Source organism: Streptomyces sp. NPDC048254 (genome assembly GCF_043201895.1).
Taxonomy (GTDB): domain Bacteria; phylum Actinomycetota; class Actinomycetes; order Streptomycetales; family Streptomycetaceae; genus Streptomyces.
The window spans coordinates 203,342-218,264 of the sequence record NZ_JBICZJ010000005.1 but is presented as its reverse complement, the minus strand read 5'-3'; the positions used below and the strand labels follow the sequence as shown (position 1 = coordinate 218,264).

General features: G+C 71.5%; 13 protein-coding genes. 6 read left to right on the top strand and 7 right to left on the bottom strand.

Features of this window, described 5'->3' with window-relative positions; genetic code table 11:
* Positions 1 to 126: 126 nt before the first annotated feature.
* The gene (locus ACGFZQ_RS16395; RefSeq protein WP_393840946.1) at positions 127 to 1,536 is read left to right on the top strand and encodes an RICIN domain-containing protein; all 1,410 of its coding nucleotides are present in this window, start codon (positions 127 to 129) and stop codon (positions 1,534 to 1,536) included.
* Positions 1,537 to 1,548: 12 nt separating this feature from the next.
* Here ACGFZQ_RS16395 and ACGFZQ_RS16390 read toward each other — a convergent pair whose 3' ends face one another.
* Positions 1,549 to 3,228: a rhamnogalacturonan lyase B N-terminal domain-containing protein gene (locus ACGFZQ_RS16390; protein ID WP_393840945.1), complete on the bottom strand. Its 1,680-nt coding sequence runs from the start codon at positions 3,226 to 3,228 to the stop codon at positions 1,549 to 1,551.
* Between the two features lie 187 nt (positions 3,229 to 3,415).
* Here ACGFZQ_RS16390 and ACGFZQ_RS16385 point away from each other — a divergent pair, with 187 nt between their 5' ends.
* The 3 genes from ACGFZQ_RS16385 to ACGFZQ_RS16375 all read left to right on the top strand — a co-directional run bounded on the left by ACGFZQ_RS16385 (position 3,416) and on the right by ACGFZQ_RS16375 (position 8,311).
* Entirely contained in the window at positions 3,416 to 4,474 is a 1,059-nt protein-coding gene (locus ACGFZQ_RS16385; protein WP_393840944.1) for a rhamnogalacturonan acetylesterase, read from the top strand.
* 129 nt (positions 4,475 to 4,603) lie between these two features.
* Positions 4,604 to 6,301 carry a DUF2264 domain-containing protein gene (locus tag ACGFZQ_RS16380; RefSeq protein WP_393840943.1) on the top strand — a complete coding sequence of 566 codons (1,698 nt, stop codon included), beginning with the start codon at positions 4,604 to 4,606 and terminating at the stop codon, positions 6,299 to 6,301.
* Between the two features lie 24 nt (positions 6,302 to 6,325).
* Positions 6,326 to 8,311: a PE-PGRS family protein gene (locus tag ACGFZQ_RS16375; protein WP_393840942.1), complete on the top strand. Its 1,986-nt coding sequence runs from the start codon at positions 6,326 to 6,328 to the stop codon at positions 8,309 to 8,311.
* On the opposite strand, the gene ACGFZQ_RS16370 is transcribed toward ACGFZQ_RS16375, so the two are convergent.
* The 3 genes from ACGFZQ_RS16370 to ACGFZQ_RS16360 are packed head-to-tail and all read right to left on the bottom strand — an operon-like array spanning position 8,301 to position 10,896.
* Positions 8,301 to 8,645, bottom strand: coding sequence for a hypothetical protein (locus tag ACGFZQ_RS16370; protein WP_393840941.1), 345 nt, complete (start codon positions 8,643 to 8,645; stop codon positions 8,301 to 8,303). The genes ACGFZQ_RS16375 and ACGFZQ_RS16370 overlap by 11 nt on opposite strands.
* Positions 8,618 to 9,577 carry a hypothetical protein gene (locus ACGFZQ_RS16365; protein ID WP_393840940.1) on the bottom strand — a complete coding sequence of 320 codons (960 nt, stop codon included), beginning with the start codon at positions 9,575 to 9,577 and terminating at the stop codon, positions 8,618 to 8,620. The genes ACGFZQ_RS16370 and ACGFZQ_RS16365 overlap by 28 nt, the downstream gene beginning before the upstream one ends.
* Positions 9,574 to 10,896, bottom strand: a complete 1,323-nt coding sequence (locus ACGFZQ_RS16360) for an MFS transporter (RefSeq protein ID WP_393840939.1) — start codon at positions 10,894 to 10,896, stop codon at positions 9,574 to 9,576. The genes ACGFZQ_RS16365 and ACGFZQ_RS16360 overlap by 4 nt, the downstream gene beginning before the upstream one ends.
* 116 nt (positions 10,897 to 11,012) lie before the next feature.
* Here ACGFZQ_RS16360 and ACGFZQ_RS16355 point away from each other — a divergent pair, with 116 nt between their 5' ends.
* Positions 11,013 to 11,603, top strand: a complete 591-nt coding sequence (locus ACGFZQ_RS16355; protein WP_393840938.1) for a TetR/AcrR family transcriptional regulator — start codon at positions 11,013 to 11,015, stop codon at positions 11,601 to 11,603.
* A complete protein-coding gene (locus ACGFZQ_RS16350; protein ID WP_393840937.1) occupies positions 11,596 to 12,276 on the top strand; it encodes an alpha/beta fold hydrolase in 681 nt (226 codons plus the stop codon). The genes ACGFZQ_RS16355 and ACGFZQ_RS16350 overlap by 8 nt, the downstream gene beginning before the upstream one ends.
* Before the next feature lie 16 nt (positions 12,277 to 12,292).
* On the opposite strand, the gene ACGFZQ_RS16345 is transcribed toward ACGFZQ_RS16350, so the two are convergent.
* Genes ACGFZQ_RS16345 through ACGFZQ_RS16335 form a run of 3 tightly spaced genes read right to left on the bottom strand, consistent with a single transcriptional unit; the run spans position 12,293 to position 14,899 of the window.
* A complete protein-coding gene (locus tag ACGFZQ_RS16345; protein WP_351729350.1) occupies positions 12,293 to 13,093 on the bottom strand; it encodes an ABC-2 family transporter protein in 801 nt (266 codons plus the stop codon).
* A gap of 5 nt (positions 13,094 to 13,098) precedes the next feature.
* Positions 13,099 to 13,902: an ABC transporter permease gene (locus tag ACGFZQ_RS16340; RefSeq protein WP_393840936.1), complete on the bottom strand. Its 804-nt coding sequence runs from the start codon at positions 13,900 to 13,902 to the stop codon at positions 13,099 to 13,101.
* A 1-nt stretch (position 13,903) separates the two neighbouring features.
* Positions 13,904 to 14,899 (bottom strand): ATP-binding cassette domain-containing protein, encoded by a 996-nt coding sequence (locus ACGFZQ_RS16335; protein WP_393840935.1) that lies wholly within the window; start codon positions 14,897 to 14,899, stop codon positions 13,904 to 13,906.
* Positions 14,900 to 14,923: the final 24 nt, after the last annotated feature.

Below are 14,923 nucleotides of genomic sequence, written 5' to 3'. Positions count from 1 at the left end.
CGCTTTCCCCCTTGTCTCGTCAGACCCGTTGACCTGTCCGTAACACACCCTTACCTTTTCGGCGATCACAACGTTCGTGATGGCAACCGCCGTTCGTGATCTCGAACCTGAAGGAGCGTGTGTGAGATGAGACGTGCGTACGCGATCCTGCTGTCCCTCTGTCTGGCGGTGATCGGCGCCCTGGCCACCGCGGGCCCGGCCGCGGCCGCCGCCCAGACCGTCACCAACGGCACACAGTTCACCGACACCTCGGGGAACATCGTCCACGCCCACGGCGGCGGGGTCATCAAGGTCGGCTCGTACTACTACTGGTTCGGCGAGGACCGCAACTCCGACAACACCTTCAAGTACGTGGACGCCTACCGCTCCACCGACCTGAAGACCTGGGAGTTCCGCAACCACGTCCTCACCCAGTCCTCCGCCTCCGAACTCGGCACCGCCTACATCGAGCGCCCGAAGGTCATCTACAACGCCGCCACCGGCAAGTTCGTCATGTGGATGCACAAGGAGAACGGCGTCGACTACAGCGAGGCCCGTGCCGCCGTCGCCGTCTCCGACACCGTCGACGGGACCTACACCTACCAGGGCAGCTTCCAGCCGCTCGGCCAGTACATGTCCCGGGACATCACGACGTTCGTCGACACCGACGGCACCGCCTACATGGTCTCGGCCGCCAACGAGAACTACGACCTGCACATCTACAGGCTCACCGCCGACTACACCGCCATCGCGAGCCTGGTCGCCAACCCCTGGGCGGGCGGCCACCGCGAGGCGCCGGCCCTCTTCAAGCGCAACGGCGTGTACTTCATGCTGACCTCGGGCGCCACCGGCTGGAGCGCCAACCAGCAGCAGTACGCCACCGCGACCTCGCTCTCCGGCCCCTGGACGGCGTTCACCAACGTCGGCGACTCCACCGCCTACAACTCCCAGACCGCGTACGTCCTCCCGGTCGCCGGCACGTCCGGCACCTCGTACCTCTACCTGGGCGACCGCTGGGGCAACTCCTTCGGCGGCACCGTCAACGACTCCCGTTACGTCTGGCTGCCGTTGACCTTCCCGACCACCACCACGATGTCGATGTCCTGGTACCCGGAGGTGTCGGTCGACACGACCGCCGGGACGGTCTCCGGCACCGGCGCCACCTACAACACGCTGATCGCCCGGCACAGCGCCAAGTGTGCCGACGTCCCGAACCAGTCCCTCTGGGAGGGCGTCGCGATCAGCCAGTACACCTGCAACAGCGGTACCAACCAGAAGTGGTGGTTCAAGGACCTGGGCACCGGCTACTACGAGCTGATGGGCCGGGGCAGTTCGCTCTGCCTCCAGGAGAACTCCACCGACGTCACCCAGGAGGACTGCACGGGTGCCACGGCCCAGCAGTGGTCGGTCGTCACCTCCGGCTCCTACGTCAACATCAAGGCCCGGACCAGCGGTGAGTGCCTGGACGTGAACGGCGCGTCCACCGCCAACTCGGCCGCCCTCATCACGTACACGTGCAACGGCGGCACGAACCAGCAGTGGACGCGCGGTACCTGATGCCGGATCGGATCAGGCCAGCAGGTCGATCGCGTCGATCGAGGTGCCGGCGCTGAGGAAGGACGTCGTTCCCGAGCCGCTCGCCACGTAGATCTTCAGCGTGTTGTAGGCGCTGGTGTCCGTCAGCCAGGCGGACGCTGGCACGCTGTAGGTGAACGTGTGGTTGTTGCCCCGGTAGGAGCCCACGGTCAGCGACCGGGTGCTCGGCTGGGTGGGCGGCGAGGGGACGGCGGAGGTCCAGGTGTCGTTGACGACGACCTGGGGCCGGCCGTTCGCGTAGGCCGTCGTCACGCCGATCCGCAGGGTGTGCGCTGCGGCGGCCTGGGCGGCCGTCAGCCTGAAGTAGACGATGATCCCGCTGTTGACGTCCTTCCACAGATAGCAGGGGAAGGCCGAGGTCTCCGTGCCGCTGCCGATGACCACGTTCCCGGTCCAGGACGCGGCCCGCACGTCCGACGGATGGGCGTATGTCATCAGGTCGGCGTTCTTGAACCCGCCCGGCGTGCCGTCCCAGTTGTTGATCCGCCAGATCGCGGAGGCGTTGCCGGGGTCGTTGGAGGACGGGACGGTGATGGTGTTGAGGGTGGTCGTGCCGCCCGCGGTCACCGTCACCGACGTGGTGTACACGGCCAGTTCGCCCTTGAAGACGGTCAGCGTGTACGTACCCGGGAGCACGCCCCCGATGGAGAAGTAGCCGTCCGACGCACGCGCCGAACCCCAGTACTGGGCGGCGGAGTTGGCGAGTCCGACGGTATAGGCGTACGCCGTGTTCCGGCCGCTGATCCCGACGCCCGCGACCTTGCCCCGGCCGCTCGCCGCGACGTATCCGGAGATGCCGAGCGAGTCCGCCCACGAGGTGGTGAGGGTGCCCGGGTAGAGGGCGGAGGAGGGCGCGCCGCCGTCCGTGAGGGCGATGACGTACGGGCCCTGGAGGCCGTAACGCTCCGACTCGGTCTGGTTCTCGCCGTAGTACAGGATCTCGTACAGCCCGCCGCCGTCCGCGCTCTGGTGGCGCAGCAGCGAGCGGTAGAACGGGCCGCCGGAGGCCTTCTCGTGGTTGCTGCGCACGATCCACAGGCCGACGCTGCCGGTGGTCCAGCCGATGTAGTCGTAGTCCATCACCCGCAGCTTCGAGTAGTGCTTCGCGCGGGTCTGGCCGTCGGACTTCTCGAAGACGTCCGCGGACTCGATGACGGTGGGCGCGTAGGTGTAGGAGTCCGGCTCGTCGTTGAGGAACAGGCCGGCCTTGACGCGCACGATGTAACGGGTGGCGCTGACCGACGAGTCGGCCTTGTTGGTCCACAGGTAGACGTTGTTCTCGCCGCTGCGGGCCGCGTAGTAGTGCTTCAGCGTGCCGTACGCGACCGAGATCAGGATCGTGGTGCCGGACTGGGCGATGGTCACCGTGGAGGTGCCGAGGCCCGACTCGACGTGGGAGTTCTTGCCGCCGTAGCCCTGGTACTCGGTGCCCTTGTAGACCAGCGAGGTCAGGTCGCCGTTGGTCTTGCTGACCTTGAAGACCAGGCTGGCGCCGGTGTCGACGACGTAGTTGGAGCCGTCGTCGGACCAGCCGAAGCTCGCGGCCGCGGCGGTGGTGGCGAGCGGGCCGGTGAGGGCGGCGGTACCGGCGGCGGCCGCGCTGCCGAGGACGAAGGTACGGCGTCCGAGGGGTCTCCCGTTGACTCCGGACATGGGGGTGCCTCCTTCGGGGGGCGGGGTTGCGGGTGACTGTGAGAGTGGCAGTTGAATCGATTTCGCGAAAGGGCTTTCGCCTTCCCGGGGTTGGCAGTCTTGTGAAATCGGTACAAGGTCTAGAAAGCGCTTGTGAGTGGCGGTACGGTCCCCGCCAGGCCCTGTCACCGTGACGGAGGAGTCCCGAGTGAGACGTTTCAACGGTGTCCGTGCCGCCGTGGCCGCGGCGGTCGTCCTCAGCGCAGCCACCGGCCTGGCGGGCTCCCCGGCCCAGGCCCGGGAACGGCGGCCGCCGTTCTCCCTCGCGGACTGCACCGCCGGCGCCTGCCACTTCGACGTCCCGCCGGGCGACTACGACGTGACGGTCCGGCTCGGCGGCGCGGCCGCGTCCAGCACCAGCATCAGCGGGGAGACCCGGCGCTCGCTGCTCCCCGAGACGCCCGCCGCGGCGGGGCGGCACGTCACCCGCAGCTTCACCGTGAACGTCCGGACGCCGGAGGGCGAGCCGACCGGACCCGACGGAACGCCCGGCCTCGACCTGGCGATCGGCGGCTCGGCACCCGCGCTCGCCGGCATCCGGGTGACCGCCGCCCGGCACGCCCGCCGGCTCTTCCTGGTCGGCGACTCCACCGTCTGCGACCAGCCCGCCAACCCGTACTCCGGCTGGGGCCAGCAGCTCCCGCAGTTCCTGCGCCGGGGCGTCTCGGTCGCCAACTACGCGGACTCCGGGGAAAGTACGGCGACCTACCTCCAGAATCCTCAACTCTGGGGTACCGTCCAGCCGTTGATCGGCCGGGGCGATCTGGTCCTGATCCAGCTGGCGCACAACGACAAGACGACCGACGAGGTGACCTACCGCGCGAATCTGGAGACGCTGGTGGCGGGCGTACGGGAGAAGGGCGGACGGCCGGTACTGGTGACACCGATCGTGCGCCGCTGGTTCAATTCCGACGGCACGCTGAACAACGACATCACGCTTCTGGTCAACGGGCTCGGCGTCAATCATCCTGAGGTGATCCGCTCGGTCGCCGCCGCCGAGGACGTTCCGCTGATCGACCTCACGGCGAAGACCAAGGCGCTCGTGGAGTCCCTCGGCGTGGAGGGCTCCAAGGCGCTGTACCTGTACAACGAGAAGAAGGACAACACGCACACCTCCGCGTACGGAGCCACCGTCTACGCGGGCCTGGTGCGTGACGAACTGCTCGCCCGGCATCTGGTGCCCCGGGGCACCGTGCGGGTGGGATGAGCCCCTGGGGCGTCCCGACCGGAACCGGGGCGCCCCAGGTTCAAACGGCACGAGGTTCGGTACGAGGTTCGGTACGAGGTCCGGCACGCGGTCGGGCATGAGGTCCGGTACGAGCGAGAAAGAGCACCGATGCAGCTGCCTCCCGAGGACCGCGGCCCCAGCCCGCGCACCGGCTACACCCGCGCCCACTGGGAGGCCGCGGCCGACGCCCTGCTCGCCGCCGTCGAGCCGTACGCCACCCCGGACCGTGCCCTCTACCACCTCCCCGGCGACCACCAGAGCTGGTCGGGGCGCCTCTCCGACGGCCTGGAGGGCTACGCCCGCACCCTGCTCCTCGCGGCCTTCCGCCGGGACGAGACCGCGCTCCAGCGGTATGCCGACGGGCTCGCGGCCGGTGTGTCGGGCGTCTGGCCGCGCATCGAGGACCGCGGCCAGCCGCTGGTGGAGGCGGCCTCCGTCGCCCTCGCCCTGCGCCTGACCCGCCCCCTTTTGTGGGACCGCCTCGACGACGGGGTGCAGCAGCGTGCCGCGGCCTGGCTCGCCGACGCGCTGACCGCCGAACCCTGGCCCTGCAACTGGGAGTTGTTCCCGGTGACGGTCGGCGGCTTCCTCGCCGAGGTCGGCCACGAGCCGGAGGCCGCGCACAAGGCGGTCGACCACGGCCTGGCCCGCATCGAGGAGTGGTACGTCGGCGACGGCTGGTACACCGACGGCGACGGCCGCAAGTTCGACTACTACAACGGCTGGGCGATGCACCTCTATCCGGTGCTGCACGCCTGGCTGGCCGGCGACGAGCAGCTGCTCGACCTGTACGGCGGCCGTCTGGAAAGCCATCTCGCCGACTACGCACGGCTGTTCGGCGGCGACGGCGCCCCGATGCACCAGGGCCGCTCGCTGACCTACCGCTTCGCGACCACGGCCCCGCTCTGGCTGGGCGCCCTCACCGGCCGTACGCCCCTGGCCCCCGGGGAGACCCGACGGCTGGCCTCCGGAGCGCTGAAGTACTTCCTGGACCGGGGCGCCCTGGACGCGCGAGGCCTTCTGACCCTCGGCTGGCACGGCCCCGACTCCGCCGTCCTGCAGGGCTATTCGGGCCCAGCCTCCCCGTACTGGGCGAGCAAGGGCTTCCTCGGCCTGCTGCTCCCGCCGGACCACGAGGTGTGGACGGCCCCGGAGGAACCGGGCCCGGCCGAGCGCAGCGACGCGGTCACGCCGATCGCGCCCGCCAACTGGCTCCTGCAGTCCACGAGTTCGGACGGGGTCGTCCGCCTCCACAACCACGGCAGCGAGGACGTCCGCTACGACCCCTACTACACCCGGCTCGGCTACTCGACCGTGACCGAGCCGTCGGCGTCGTACGACAACAGTCTCATCGTCGGCGGCGATCCGAGCCGGACGGACATCGTGCCGCTGGGCGTCGGGCAGGGCTGGGTGGCCTCCCGGCACACGGCCGCCTCGGGGGCCCGCGTGACGAGTGCCGTGCTGGTGCGCGGCGCCGTGGAGGTGCGGGCCTTCCTGGTGGCGGGGGCGGCGCCCGGGACACCGGTACGGGTGACGGGGTGGGCAGCCCGGGAGGGGCTCCGGGCCGAACTGCTGCCCGTCGTAGGCCTCGACGAGGCGCTGACCGGGGTCACGGGGGAGGACCCGACCCTGTTCGTCGCGCTGAGCCGGCTCACCGGGGCGGCGGATGCCGAGCCGTTGGGGAAGACGGTGACGGTACGCGCCGAAGGGGCGGAGGAGCTGACCGTGCTGTGGAGCGGGGGCCCCGGGCTGCGGGTCCGCCGGCAGGGCGACGGAGTGGATGTGGAGCACATCGCGCCGGGCTGAGCCGCGTCGGGCATGATGCGGATCATGGGGTGGCGAGACGAACTGACCGAACTGCTGGGGCGGGCCGGGCTGGAGCTGGTGGCGGACCCGTGTGTCGAGGAGGTGGTGCCGCCGTCGGTGGCGTGGCGGTACGTGATCGCGTGGGAGGCGGAGCCGACCGTGGAGGTCGCGCTCGACCGGCCCGATTCGGTCGCGGAACTCAACGCGCAGTGGCACCGGTTGGCGTCCGAGGCGGGCCTGCTCGACGGGGACGGGGTGTTCCTCGTCAACTTCTCCGGCAATCCGAGCAGGCGCTGGGTACGGGTCCGGCTCACCGACGCCTGGGACCTCGCGGGAGTCTTCGGTGAACGGCCCGGGCAGCCGGAGTTCGTGACGCTCTCCCTGGACGGGGACGCCCTGGTGGGGGCCACGACGGAGGAGTACACGGTCTGGCTGGTCGCCGTCGACCGGATCAGGGAGCGGCAGGAGGCGATCGCGCAGGCCGCCGCCGCGGAGACCGAGGAGGACCGGGCGGCCGCCTGGGAGGGGCTGTTCCGGGGGCCCGGACCCACGGAGAAGCTGCTGGACGCCTGGGCACGCGGTCTCTCGTACAACCGGGCCTTCCCGAAGGACCTTCGGCCGCTGCTGCTGGAGAGATCCCACGTCGCCAGGTACGGCGCCATGCCGGAGGACGTCGTGGACGCGATGCTGGCCCACCCGGACTGGAAGATCCGGTCGCACGCGGCCGAGGTCCAGCTGAACATCACCCCCGAGCAGTGGGTGCGCGTGATCGAGGGCGAGCGGGAGGAGCGGTACCGGTGGGTCCTCACGCTGATAGCCGCCGACCGCCAGGCCGAACTGCCCGAGGGCACCCGCCGCGGGCTCGCCGCGGATCCGTCCGCACGTGTGCGCCGCGAGGCCGTACGCCTCAAGGATCTGCCCACCGCCGTGCTGGTCGCCTTGGCCACCACCGACCCCGACGGTGAGGTGCGGGCGGCGGCCTGCCCGGTCGCCTGGCCGCGTCTCGACGCGGCGGCACGGGCGGCGCTCCTGGCCGACCCCGACGGCACGGTACGCGAGCGGGCCCAGGCGCTGCACCACCGGGACCACCCGATGCCCCGCTCGGTGTACGAGTCCCGGCGCCCGAAGACCGAGGTGCTGGAGAGCTGCCGGCTGGAGCGCGGTCTCGCGGAACACCTGGCACGGCACGGGGAACCGGACGAGCGCAGTTCCCTCGCCAGGAACCCGCGACTGGACCCCGACCTGGTCGCCCTGCTCGCCGAGGACCCCGACGCCCGCGTGCGCTGGGAGGTGTCCATCCGGGGCGACCTCACCGAGGAGCAACGCGAGGCGGTCCTCATCGACTTCCATCCGGAGAGCCGCCACCACGCACTCCCGTGGGTCGTGGCGCTCCATGACGACCACGAGGCCATGCGCCGCCTGGCCGCCTCCAGCCACCCGCTCGTCCGCCGAAGCGTCGCCCACGCCCGGCACCTGCCACCGGACGTCGTCGCCCGCCTCGCCGACGACGAGGACCAGGTCGTACAGCTCTTTCTCGCGGAGTCCTGCGACGACGCGCCCGCCGACATGCTGCTGCGGGTGTGGCAGTGGTGGACCGGCAGCCTGAGCGTCCCCGACCGCCCCCGCGGCCACCCCAACTTCCCCCGCCACGACCTCCTCCGCCACGCGGACGACCCGAGCCCGCGCATGCGCCGACTGGCCCTGGACGACCCGGCGTCGACGCCCGACCTGGTGGAACGGCTCAGCCGCGACCCCAGTGAGGAAGTGCGTTACCGAGCCGCGACCGACCCCCGGCTGTCCGCCGTCGCCGCCGCGCGGCTGCTGGAGGACCCCCACCAAAACATCCGACACGCGGCCACCCGCCACCCTCACCTGCCGGTAAGGCTGCTGACCCGACTGCTGCGGCAGCATGACACCGCCGAGGAGGCCGCCAACAATCCGGCGCTGCCCGTCGAGGTCATGCGCCGGATGGCCGAGGCGCTGGGCGGGGCGGCACCCGTCACGGCGTGAGACGGGCGATCCGCAGCGTCGTCGTGGTCGGGGACGCCCCGGTGAGCGGAGTGCCGTAGGCCGGGGTGGCCGGCGCGTAGGCCCAGGTGAGGGCGGAGTCCTTGAGGACCGCGATGTCACCGGTGATCCGCGCGCTCACCACCTTGTCGGCGCTGACGAACCTGCCGCTCCAGTCGACCAGCCGTAGATGCGTGCCGGTGAAGGTGCCGCTGCAGGTGCCCGCCGAGCACTTGGTGTTCTTCAGCGACTCCCAGGAGAGCAGGAGTTTGTCCTTGCCGTAGGGAGCGAGGTGGACATTGACGTTCTCTACGGTCTTGGCGCTGGTGAGGTACACGGCCTTGCCGGGGCCGGAGTTGCGGTTCTTGAGGAAGGCGACGGCGACCTGGTGGGTGGCGGTCTTCGGGGTGACCGTCCAGCCGCGGCCGCTGCTGTCGTCCGGGTTCTTCTTCGCGGAGGCGGCGCCCCGGGAGGCGAACGCGGGGGTGCAGCCACAACGAGGGCATAGCCCTGCACGCCGCCCAGCACTGCTCGCGCTGGACCACCGGAGCGACGTCCGGGGCGCCGATGCCGGTGGAGACGAACAGGCCCGACCGCCAGTCGTCCGCTCCAACCGCCGCTGAGCTTGGCGCCCTTGGCGCTGACGTACGACAGCTTGTCGCCGTAGTGGCCGTCGGCGAAGCCGCCCGCGCCGTGCACCACGAAGTAGGCGCCGTACTTGGAGCCGTTCCAGGTGAGCTGTCCGTCGAGGGTGGGGGAGGTGTCGTGGGAGGCGGTGCCGGTGAGCTTGGCGGACCAGGTCTTCCTGCCGCCCGTGTAGCGGACGATCGCGGCGGCCGTCTCCTTCCACTTGTTGGTGTCGGAGACCCGGGTGAGCAGCGCGAAGCCGTCGTTGTGGGCGACCAGGCCGCCGACCTCCTTGGCGCCCTTGACGACCGTGTCGGCCCCGGACCGCTTGCCGGCCGTCGTGAGCGGGGTGACATGGACGCCGTCGGCGGCGGGCCAGGCGACCCGGATCGTGCCGTTGGGGGCGACCGCGGTGGCGGTCCGGTTCCACTCCCGGGTGTTGTTGTAACCGGCCGACAGATAGGGGTACTTGGCGCTGAGGCGCACCGCCGTGGACGTGACCTGGAGAGCGGGGGTCGTCGCCGCGCCGGCGGTGGCGTACCAGGCGCCGGCCAGCAGACCGGCGGCCGCGAGGGCCCCGATCGCGGGCTTGCGGAAGGCGTGGACGCGGCGGTGACGTGTGGTGCGCGGTGCGGAAGTCATGCCTCCTGGTCGTCGCCGACGCGGGGAAGGTTGCCGTGTTCCGGCGCGGCCGTCGCGGGCACCGGCGCCGCCCTTCTGATCGGGGTGCCGAAGGCGGCGAGGCCGGTCAGCGTGCAGCAGACACCGGCGACGGCGGCCACGGCGGCGGTGCCGTACCGCTCGGCCGCCCAGGTGAGAAGGGCGGCGCCGGCCGGGGCCAGCGCGTACTGGAGGGTCCAGTGGGCGGAGGTGACCCGGCCCAGCAGGGGCTCCGGGGTGATCTCCTGGCGCAGGGACATGGAACAGGTGCCCGCCACCCCCACGCAGGCCAGGTAGACCGCGCACAGGACGGCCACCACGGGCACCGAACCCACCCGGCCGAGCCCGGCGAAGGCCAGCCCGCACACCGTCATCGACGCGATCCAGGTCGGCCCGAAGCCCAGCCGCCGCCGGAGCCGGGCGACCAGCAGCGCCCCGGTGATCGTGCCGACCGCGCCGATCGCCAGCACCGTGCCCACCGTGCCGTCGTCGTGGCCGAGGTCGTGCTTGAGGTGGTAGATGACCAGGTCGTTGATGCCGAGGCTGAGGAAGCTGAAGACGGCCAGCAGCCCGGTGACCGACCGCAGGACGGGGTGCCGCACCAGGTAGCCGATCCCGGTGCGCAGGTCGCGCCACACGCCCCGCTTCCCGGCCGGCTGGTCGTCCCCGGTGCGCTCCCGGACCCGGACCAGGAACAGGAGGGCGGCCGACACGGCATAGCTCGCCGCGTCCACGGCCACCGCGTCGGCCGGCCCCGTCCAGGCGGCCATCAGACCCGCGCCCAGGGGGCCGAGGACACCGGCCGCCGCCGCGGTGGCGTTGACCCGCCCGTTGGCCTCGGTGAGCCGGGTGACGTCGACGAGCCCGCGTACGACGGTGACGTATCCGACGGCGAAGAGCATGCCGACGGCCTCGCACAGCGGCAGGACCACGTAGAGCAGCCAGAGGTGCGGTCCGGCGAGCCAGACGACCGGGACCAGGCCGTAGAGGACCATACGGACCAGGTCGCAGGCGATGAGCAGCTTCCGCCGGTCGACCCGGTCCACGACCACCCCGGCGAAGACCGCCGCCAGCACCATCGCGACCCCGCCGACGGCGGTGAGCAGGCCCATCCGGGCCACCGACCCGGTCGCCTGGAGGACCAGCAGGGGCAGCGCGACGAGACTGAAGGAGTCACCGAGCACGGACAGCGTCTGGGCGAGCCAGAAGAAGCCGAAGTCCCGCTGTCTCCACAGTGGTTGCCCGGTCGCCGCCTCCTTGGCGCGCGCCGCCCGCTCCGCCCGTCGCGCCTCACGTGTCACGGCTCCCCCTTCCGAGTCCTGGAAACCCTACGCCGCCTGCGTCCCGTTGATAATCGCCTGGACCTCGAAACCTAGGACCTCTAGGATTCAGCCTGGAAAGCCTAGGGAGGTGGCGCATGGCCCGTGCCGGAATCACCGTCGACCGGCTGGTCGCGGCGGCGGCCGAACTCGCGGACGAGGCCGGCTTCGAGCAGGTCACGCTGTCCGCGCTGGCCCGCCGGTTCGGAGTGAAGGACGCGAGTCTCTACTCGCACGTCAGGAGCCTCCAGGACCTGCGGCACCGGATCGCACGGCTCGCGGGCGGCGAGCTGATCGACCGCATCGCCGTCGCCGTGGCCGGACGCTCCGGCAAGGACGCGCTCGCCGCCTACGCCGGCGCCTACCGCGCCTACGCCCTCGCCCACCCCGGCCGTTACGCGGCCACCCAGATCCGGATCGACCCCGCCCTCGTCGACCCGGGCGACCCCGCCATGCGCCGCACCGTCGAGATCACCTACGGCATGCTGCGCGGCTACGGCCTCGCCGAACCCGATCTCACCGACGCCGTACGCCTGTTGCGCGCCACCTTCCACGGCTACTGCGCCCTGGAGGCGGGCGGCGGCTTCAACGCCCCCAGGAACGTCCGCGCGTCCTGGGACCGGGCGATCGACGCCCTGCACATCGCCCTTGAGAACTGGCCCCAGGAGGAGACCGACCGTCATGCCTGAACTCCACTACGACATCACCGGCACCGGACCCGTCCTGCTCCTCCTCCCGGGCGGCGCCGGCCATCCCATGGGCCTGGACCCGCTGATCGGCCACCTGGCACCGCACTTCACCGTCGTGACGTACGACCCGCTCGGCCTCGCCCACGGCCGCCTCGGCGAACCGGTCGCCGACCAGCGGGTGGCGGACTGGAGCGAGGGCGCCCACCGCGTGCTGGAGAAGGTGGCGGGCGAGGACGGGGCGGCGTACGTCCTCGGGACCAGTTCCGGCGGCATCACCGCCCTCGACCTGCTGGCCCGCCACCCCGGGCGGCTGCGGGGCGTGATCGCCCACGAACCGCCGTGCGTCACCCTGCTGCCCGACGGGGAGCGGCTGCGGGCCGAGCTCATCGGGCAGTTGGCGGGCGGCCGCCCGCCCGCCGGCGAACCGACGCCCTTCGGGGTCTTCCTCGACCACGTCCTGCGCCCGTTCACCGCCTACCGGCCGGCGACCGGCCTGCCCTGTCTCACGGTGGCCGCCGGAACCGACTCCCGCGACCAACTCCTCCACCGCACGGCGGAGTTCACTGCCCAGTACACCGGCGGGGCCTTCGCCGAGTTCCCCGGCGGGCACCTGGGCACCGTGCAACACCCGGCCGCCTTCGCGGAGCGGGTCGGGGAGGTGCTGCTCGGCTGACGGCCCCGCCCGCCGGTCAGCCGTTCACCCCCGTGTAGTGGCCCAGCGCCCACCGCCACAGCCGGCGGGACGCCAGGTAGGCGAGCAGACCGAGGAGCGGGGATCCGGCCGCCAGCCAGTAGGGGGCGCCGGTCGAGTGGCCGTGGCCGGTGAGGACCGCCGCCGGGAAGTAGGCGACGAAGGCGAGGGGGAGGCCGTAGGTGAGGAGGCCGCCGACCGCGCGGGGGAGGACGTTCAGGGGGTAGCTGCCGAAGGTGCCGAGGAGTTCCTCCAGCCAGCGGCTCCAGTAGTCGGCGGCCGGGTAGCGCAGCGAGGCGCAGGCCACCACCGTGAAGAGGGCCGCCTCCAGGAGCATCCCGCCCAGGACCGCCGCGACCAGGTAGCCGATGCGGCCCGCCGTCCAGTCCAGGTCGCTGCGGCCGAGCGCGCCCGCCATCAGGCCGGCCGCCACCGTCAGGTCGCCGATCGCGTTGGTGGGGAAGAACTCCAGCTGGACCTGGCGGTAGACGGGCAGCGGGCGCAGGAGATAGGCGTCGATCCTGCCCTCCTGGATGCTCCGGCCCAGACCGTGCACCCGGCCCAGGAGGAGCACGAACAGGCCGTGCGACAGCATGCGGGTCGCCGGGATCAGCAGGACGTCGCTGCTGTCCCAGCCGCCCATCCCGGCGAACCGGGTGAGCAGCACCGTCGCGAACACGATCACCGACACCTGCCAGACCGCGCCGATCGCGATCATCATCAGGAACTCGGTGCGGTATTCCAGCTGGGCGCGGAAGTTGAGGCGCGTGATGCGCCACATGATCCGTACGGCGTTCATCGGCCTCAGCCTCCTTGCGAGATCACACGGCGGGCGGCCCGCCGCCACACGAAACGGGTGAACAGGTAGAGGGCCACGACCCAGGCGGCCTGGACGCCCAGCTGGAAGGGGGCGTCCGACAGCGGGATGCGGCCCACGTACAGCGACAGCGGCACGCTCAGGGTCGCCTGGAAGGGCAGGAGGGAGCTCAGCGTGATGAACCAGTGCGGGAAGTACCACAGCGGCGCGTACACCCCGGACAGCAGGTTCTGCGCGAAGACCAGGATCAGCATCGCGGCGGTGTTCCGCAGCGTCCAGAAGCACAGCTGGTCGATGAGGAGCATGACGTGGTAGAGGACCAACTGGCCCAGGGCGAGGCTGAGTACGAAGACGCCCGCCACCGCCGCCGAACCCGGCGGCTGCACGACTCCGGCCGCCAGGCAGACCACGTACCCGGTCAACGCCCACGTCAGACCGTACAGTTGCTCGCCGATCGCGCGCAGGGCGTGGTAGCGCCGGGGTGACATCGGGCGCAGATACCAGTAGACGATCGTGCCGAAGTGCACATGCTGCATGACCGTGTCGCGGCCCGCGTACTGGTCCAGCTCCCGCAGCCGGGAGGCCAGTACGGCCATCACCGCGTAGGTGACCGCCTGGCCGCGGTCGAGACCCGCGGTCGTACCGGACTGGGCGTACAGGCCACGCCACAGCGAGGCCACCAGCACCACCTGCACGGTCAGCCGCAGCAGGACCCCGGTCATCCGGGGCGGGGTGTACAGCTCGCCGAGCGGGGTGACCCGGGCGGCCCGCCAGCCGTAGGACAGGGCCATCTCAGACCGCCTCGGCCTGCACGTAGGCCGCCCGCATGACGTCCTCCAGGTCGGCCTCGTCCACCGCCACGCCCGTCACCTCGTACCGCTCGATGACCAGCTTCAGCGCCTTGTGGACCGTGGGCGCGGCCGGGCCGTCCGGGCCGAACACCACCTGGGGGCCGTCCCGGCTCACCAGGGTGATGCCCGGCAGTGGGCCGACCGGGGTGTGCGGGTCGGCGAGGGTGGCCCGCACCTGCCAGGTCGAGCCGAAGGTGCGGCGGATCTCGTCCAGGGTGCCGTCGAGCACCAGCCGCCCGTGGTTGACCAGCACCACCCGCTCGGCGAGCCGCTCGACCTCGGTCATGTCGTGCGTGGTCAGCAGCACGGTACGGCCGCGCTCGGCCACCTGGTACCGCAGGAACTCGCGGACCTGCTCCTTCACCACCACGTCCATGCCGATGGTCGGCTCGTCCAGGAACACCACCGGCGGATCGTGCAGCAGGGCCGCCGCCAGGTCGCAGCGCACCCGCTGGCCGAGCGAGAGGTGCCGGACCCGGGTGTCCCAGAACGAGGACAGATCAAGAAGTTGGTCGAACTCCCGCAGCCGGGCCGCGTGTTCGGCCTTCGGTACCTCGTAGATGTCCCGCAGGATCGTGAACGACTCCCGCACCGGCAGGTCCCACCACAGCTGGGTGCGCTGCCCGAACACCGCCCCGATGTTACGGGCGTTGCGCTCCCGCTCCTGGTACGGCACCACGCCGGCGACCCGGGCGTGGCCGGAGCTCGGGGTGAGGATGCCGGTGAGCATCTTGATGGTGGTCGACTTGCCCGCGCCGTTCGGGCCGAGCAGGGCGAGGAGTTCGCCGGGGGCGACGTCGAAGGTGATGTCGGAGACCGCGTGCTTCTCGACGCGTTCGGGGTTGACCAGGGATCGCAGGGCGCCGGAGAAACCCGGGCGCCGGACGGTGGTGTGGAAGGTGCGGGACAGGCCGCGGACCTCGATGCTTCCGGCCACGCTGGGGACCCCCTCGTTCCGTAC

Bases quoted from the DNA above. Each gene is read 5' to 3' on its own strand.
- ACGFZQ_RS16395 (WP_393840946.1), top strand. From the start codon at position 127: ATGAGACGTGCGTACGCGATCCTGCTGTCCCTCTGTCTGGCGGTGATC.
- ACGFZQ_RS16390 (WP_393840945.1), bottom strand. From the start codon at position 3,228: ATGTCCGGAGTCAACGGGAGACCCCTCGGACGCCGTACCTTCGTCCTC.
- ACGFZQ_RS16380 (WP_393840943.1), top strand. From the start codon at position 4,604: ATGCAGCTGCCTCCCGAGGACCGCGGCCCCAGCCCGCGCACCGGCTAC.
- ACGFZQ_RS16375 (WP_393840942.1), top strand. From the start codon at position 6,326: ATGGGGTGGCGAGACGAACTGACCGAACTGCTGGGGCGGGCCGGGCTG.
- ACGFZQ_RS16365 (WP_393840940.1), bottom strand. From the start codon at position 9,577: ATGACTTCCGCACCGCGCACCACACGTCACCGCCGCGTCCACGCCTTC.
- ACGFZQ_RS16355 (WP_393840938.1), top strand. From the start codon at position 11,013: ATGGCCCGTGCCGGAATCACCGTCGACCGGCTGGTCGCGGCGGCGGCC.
- ACGFZQ_RS16350 (WP_393840937.1), top strand. From the start codon at position 11,596: ATGCCTGAACTCCACTACGACATCACCGGCACCGGACCCGTCCTGCTC.
- ACGFZQ_RS16345 (WP_351729350.1), bottom strand. From the start codon at position 13,093: ATGAACGCCGTACGGATCATGTGGCGCATCACGCGCCTCAACTTCCGC.
- ACGFZQ_RS16340 (WP_393840936.1), bottom strand. From the start codon at position 13,902: ATGGCCCTGTCCTACGGCTGGCGGGCCGCCCGGGTCACCCCGCTCGGC.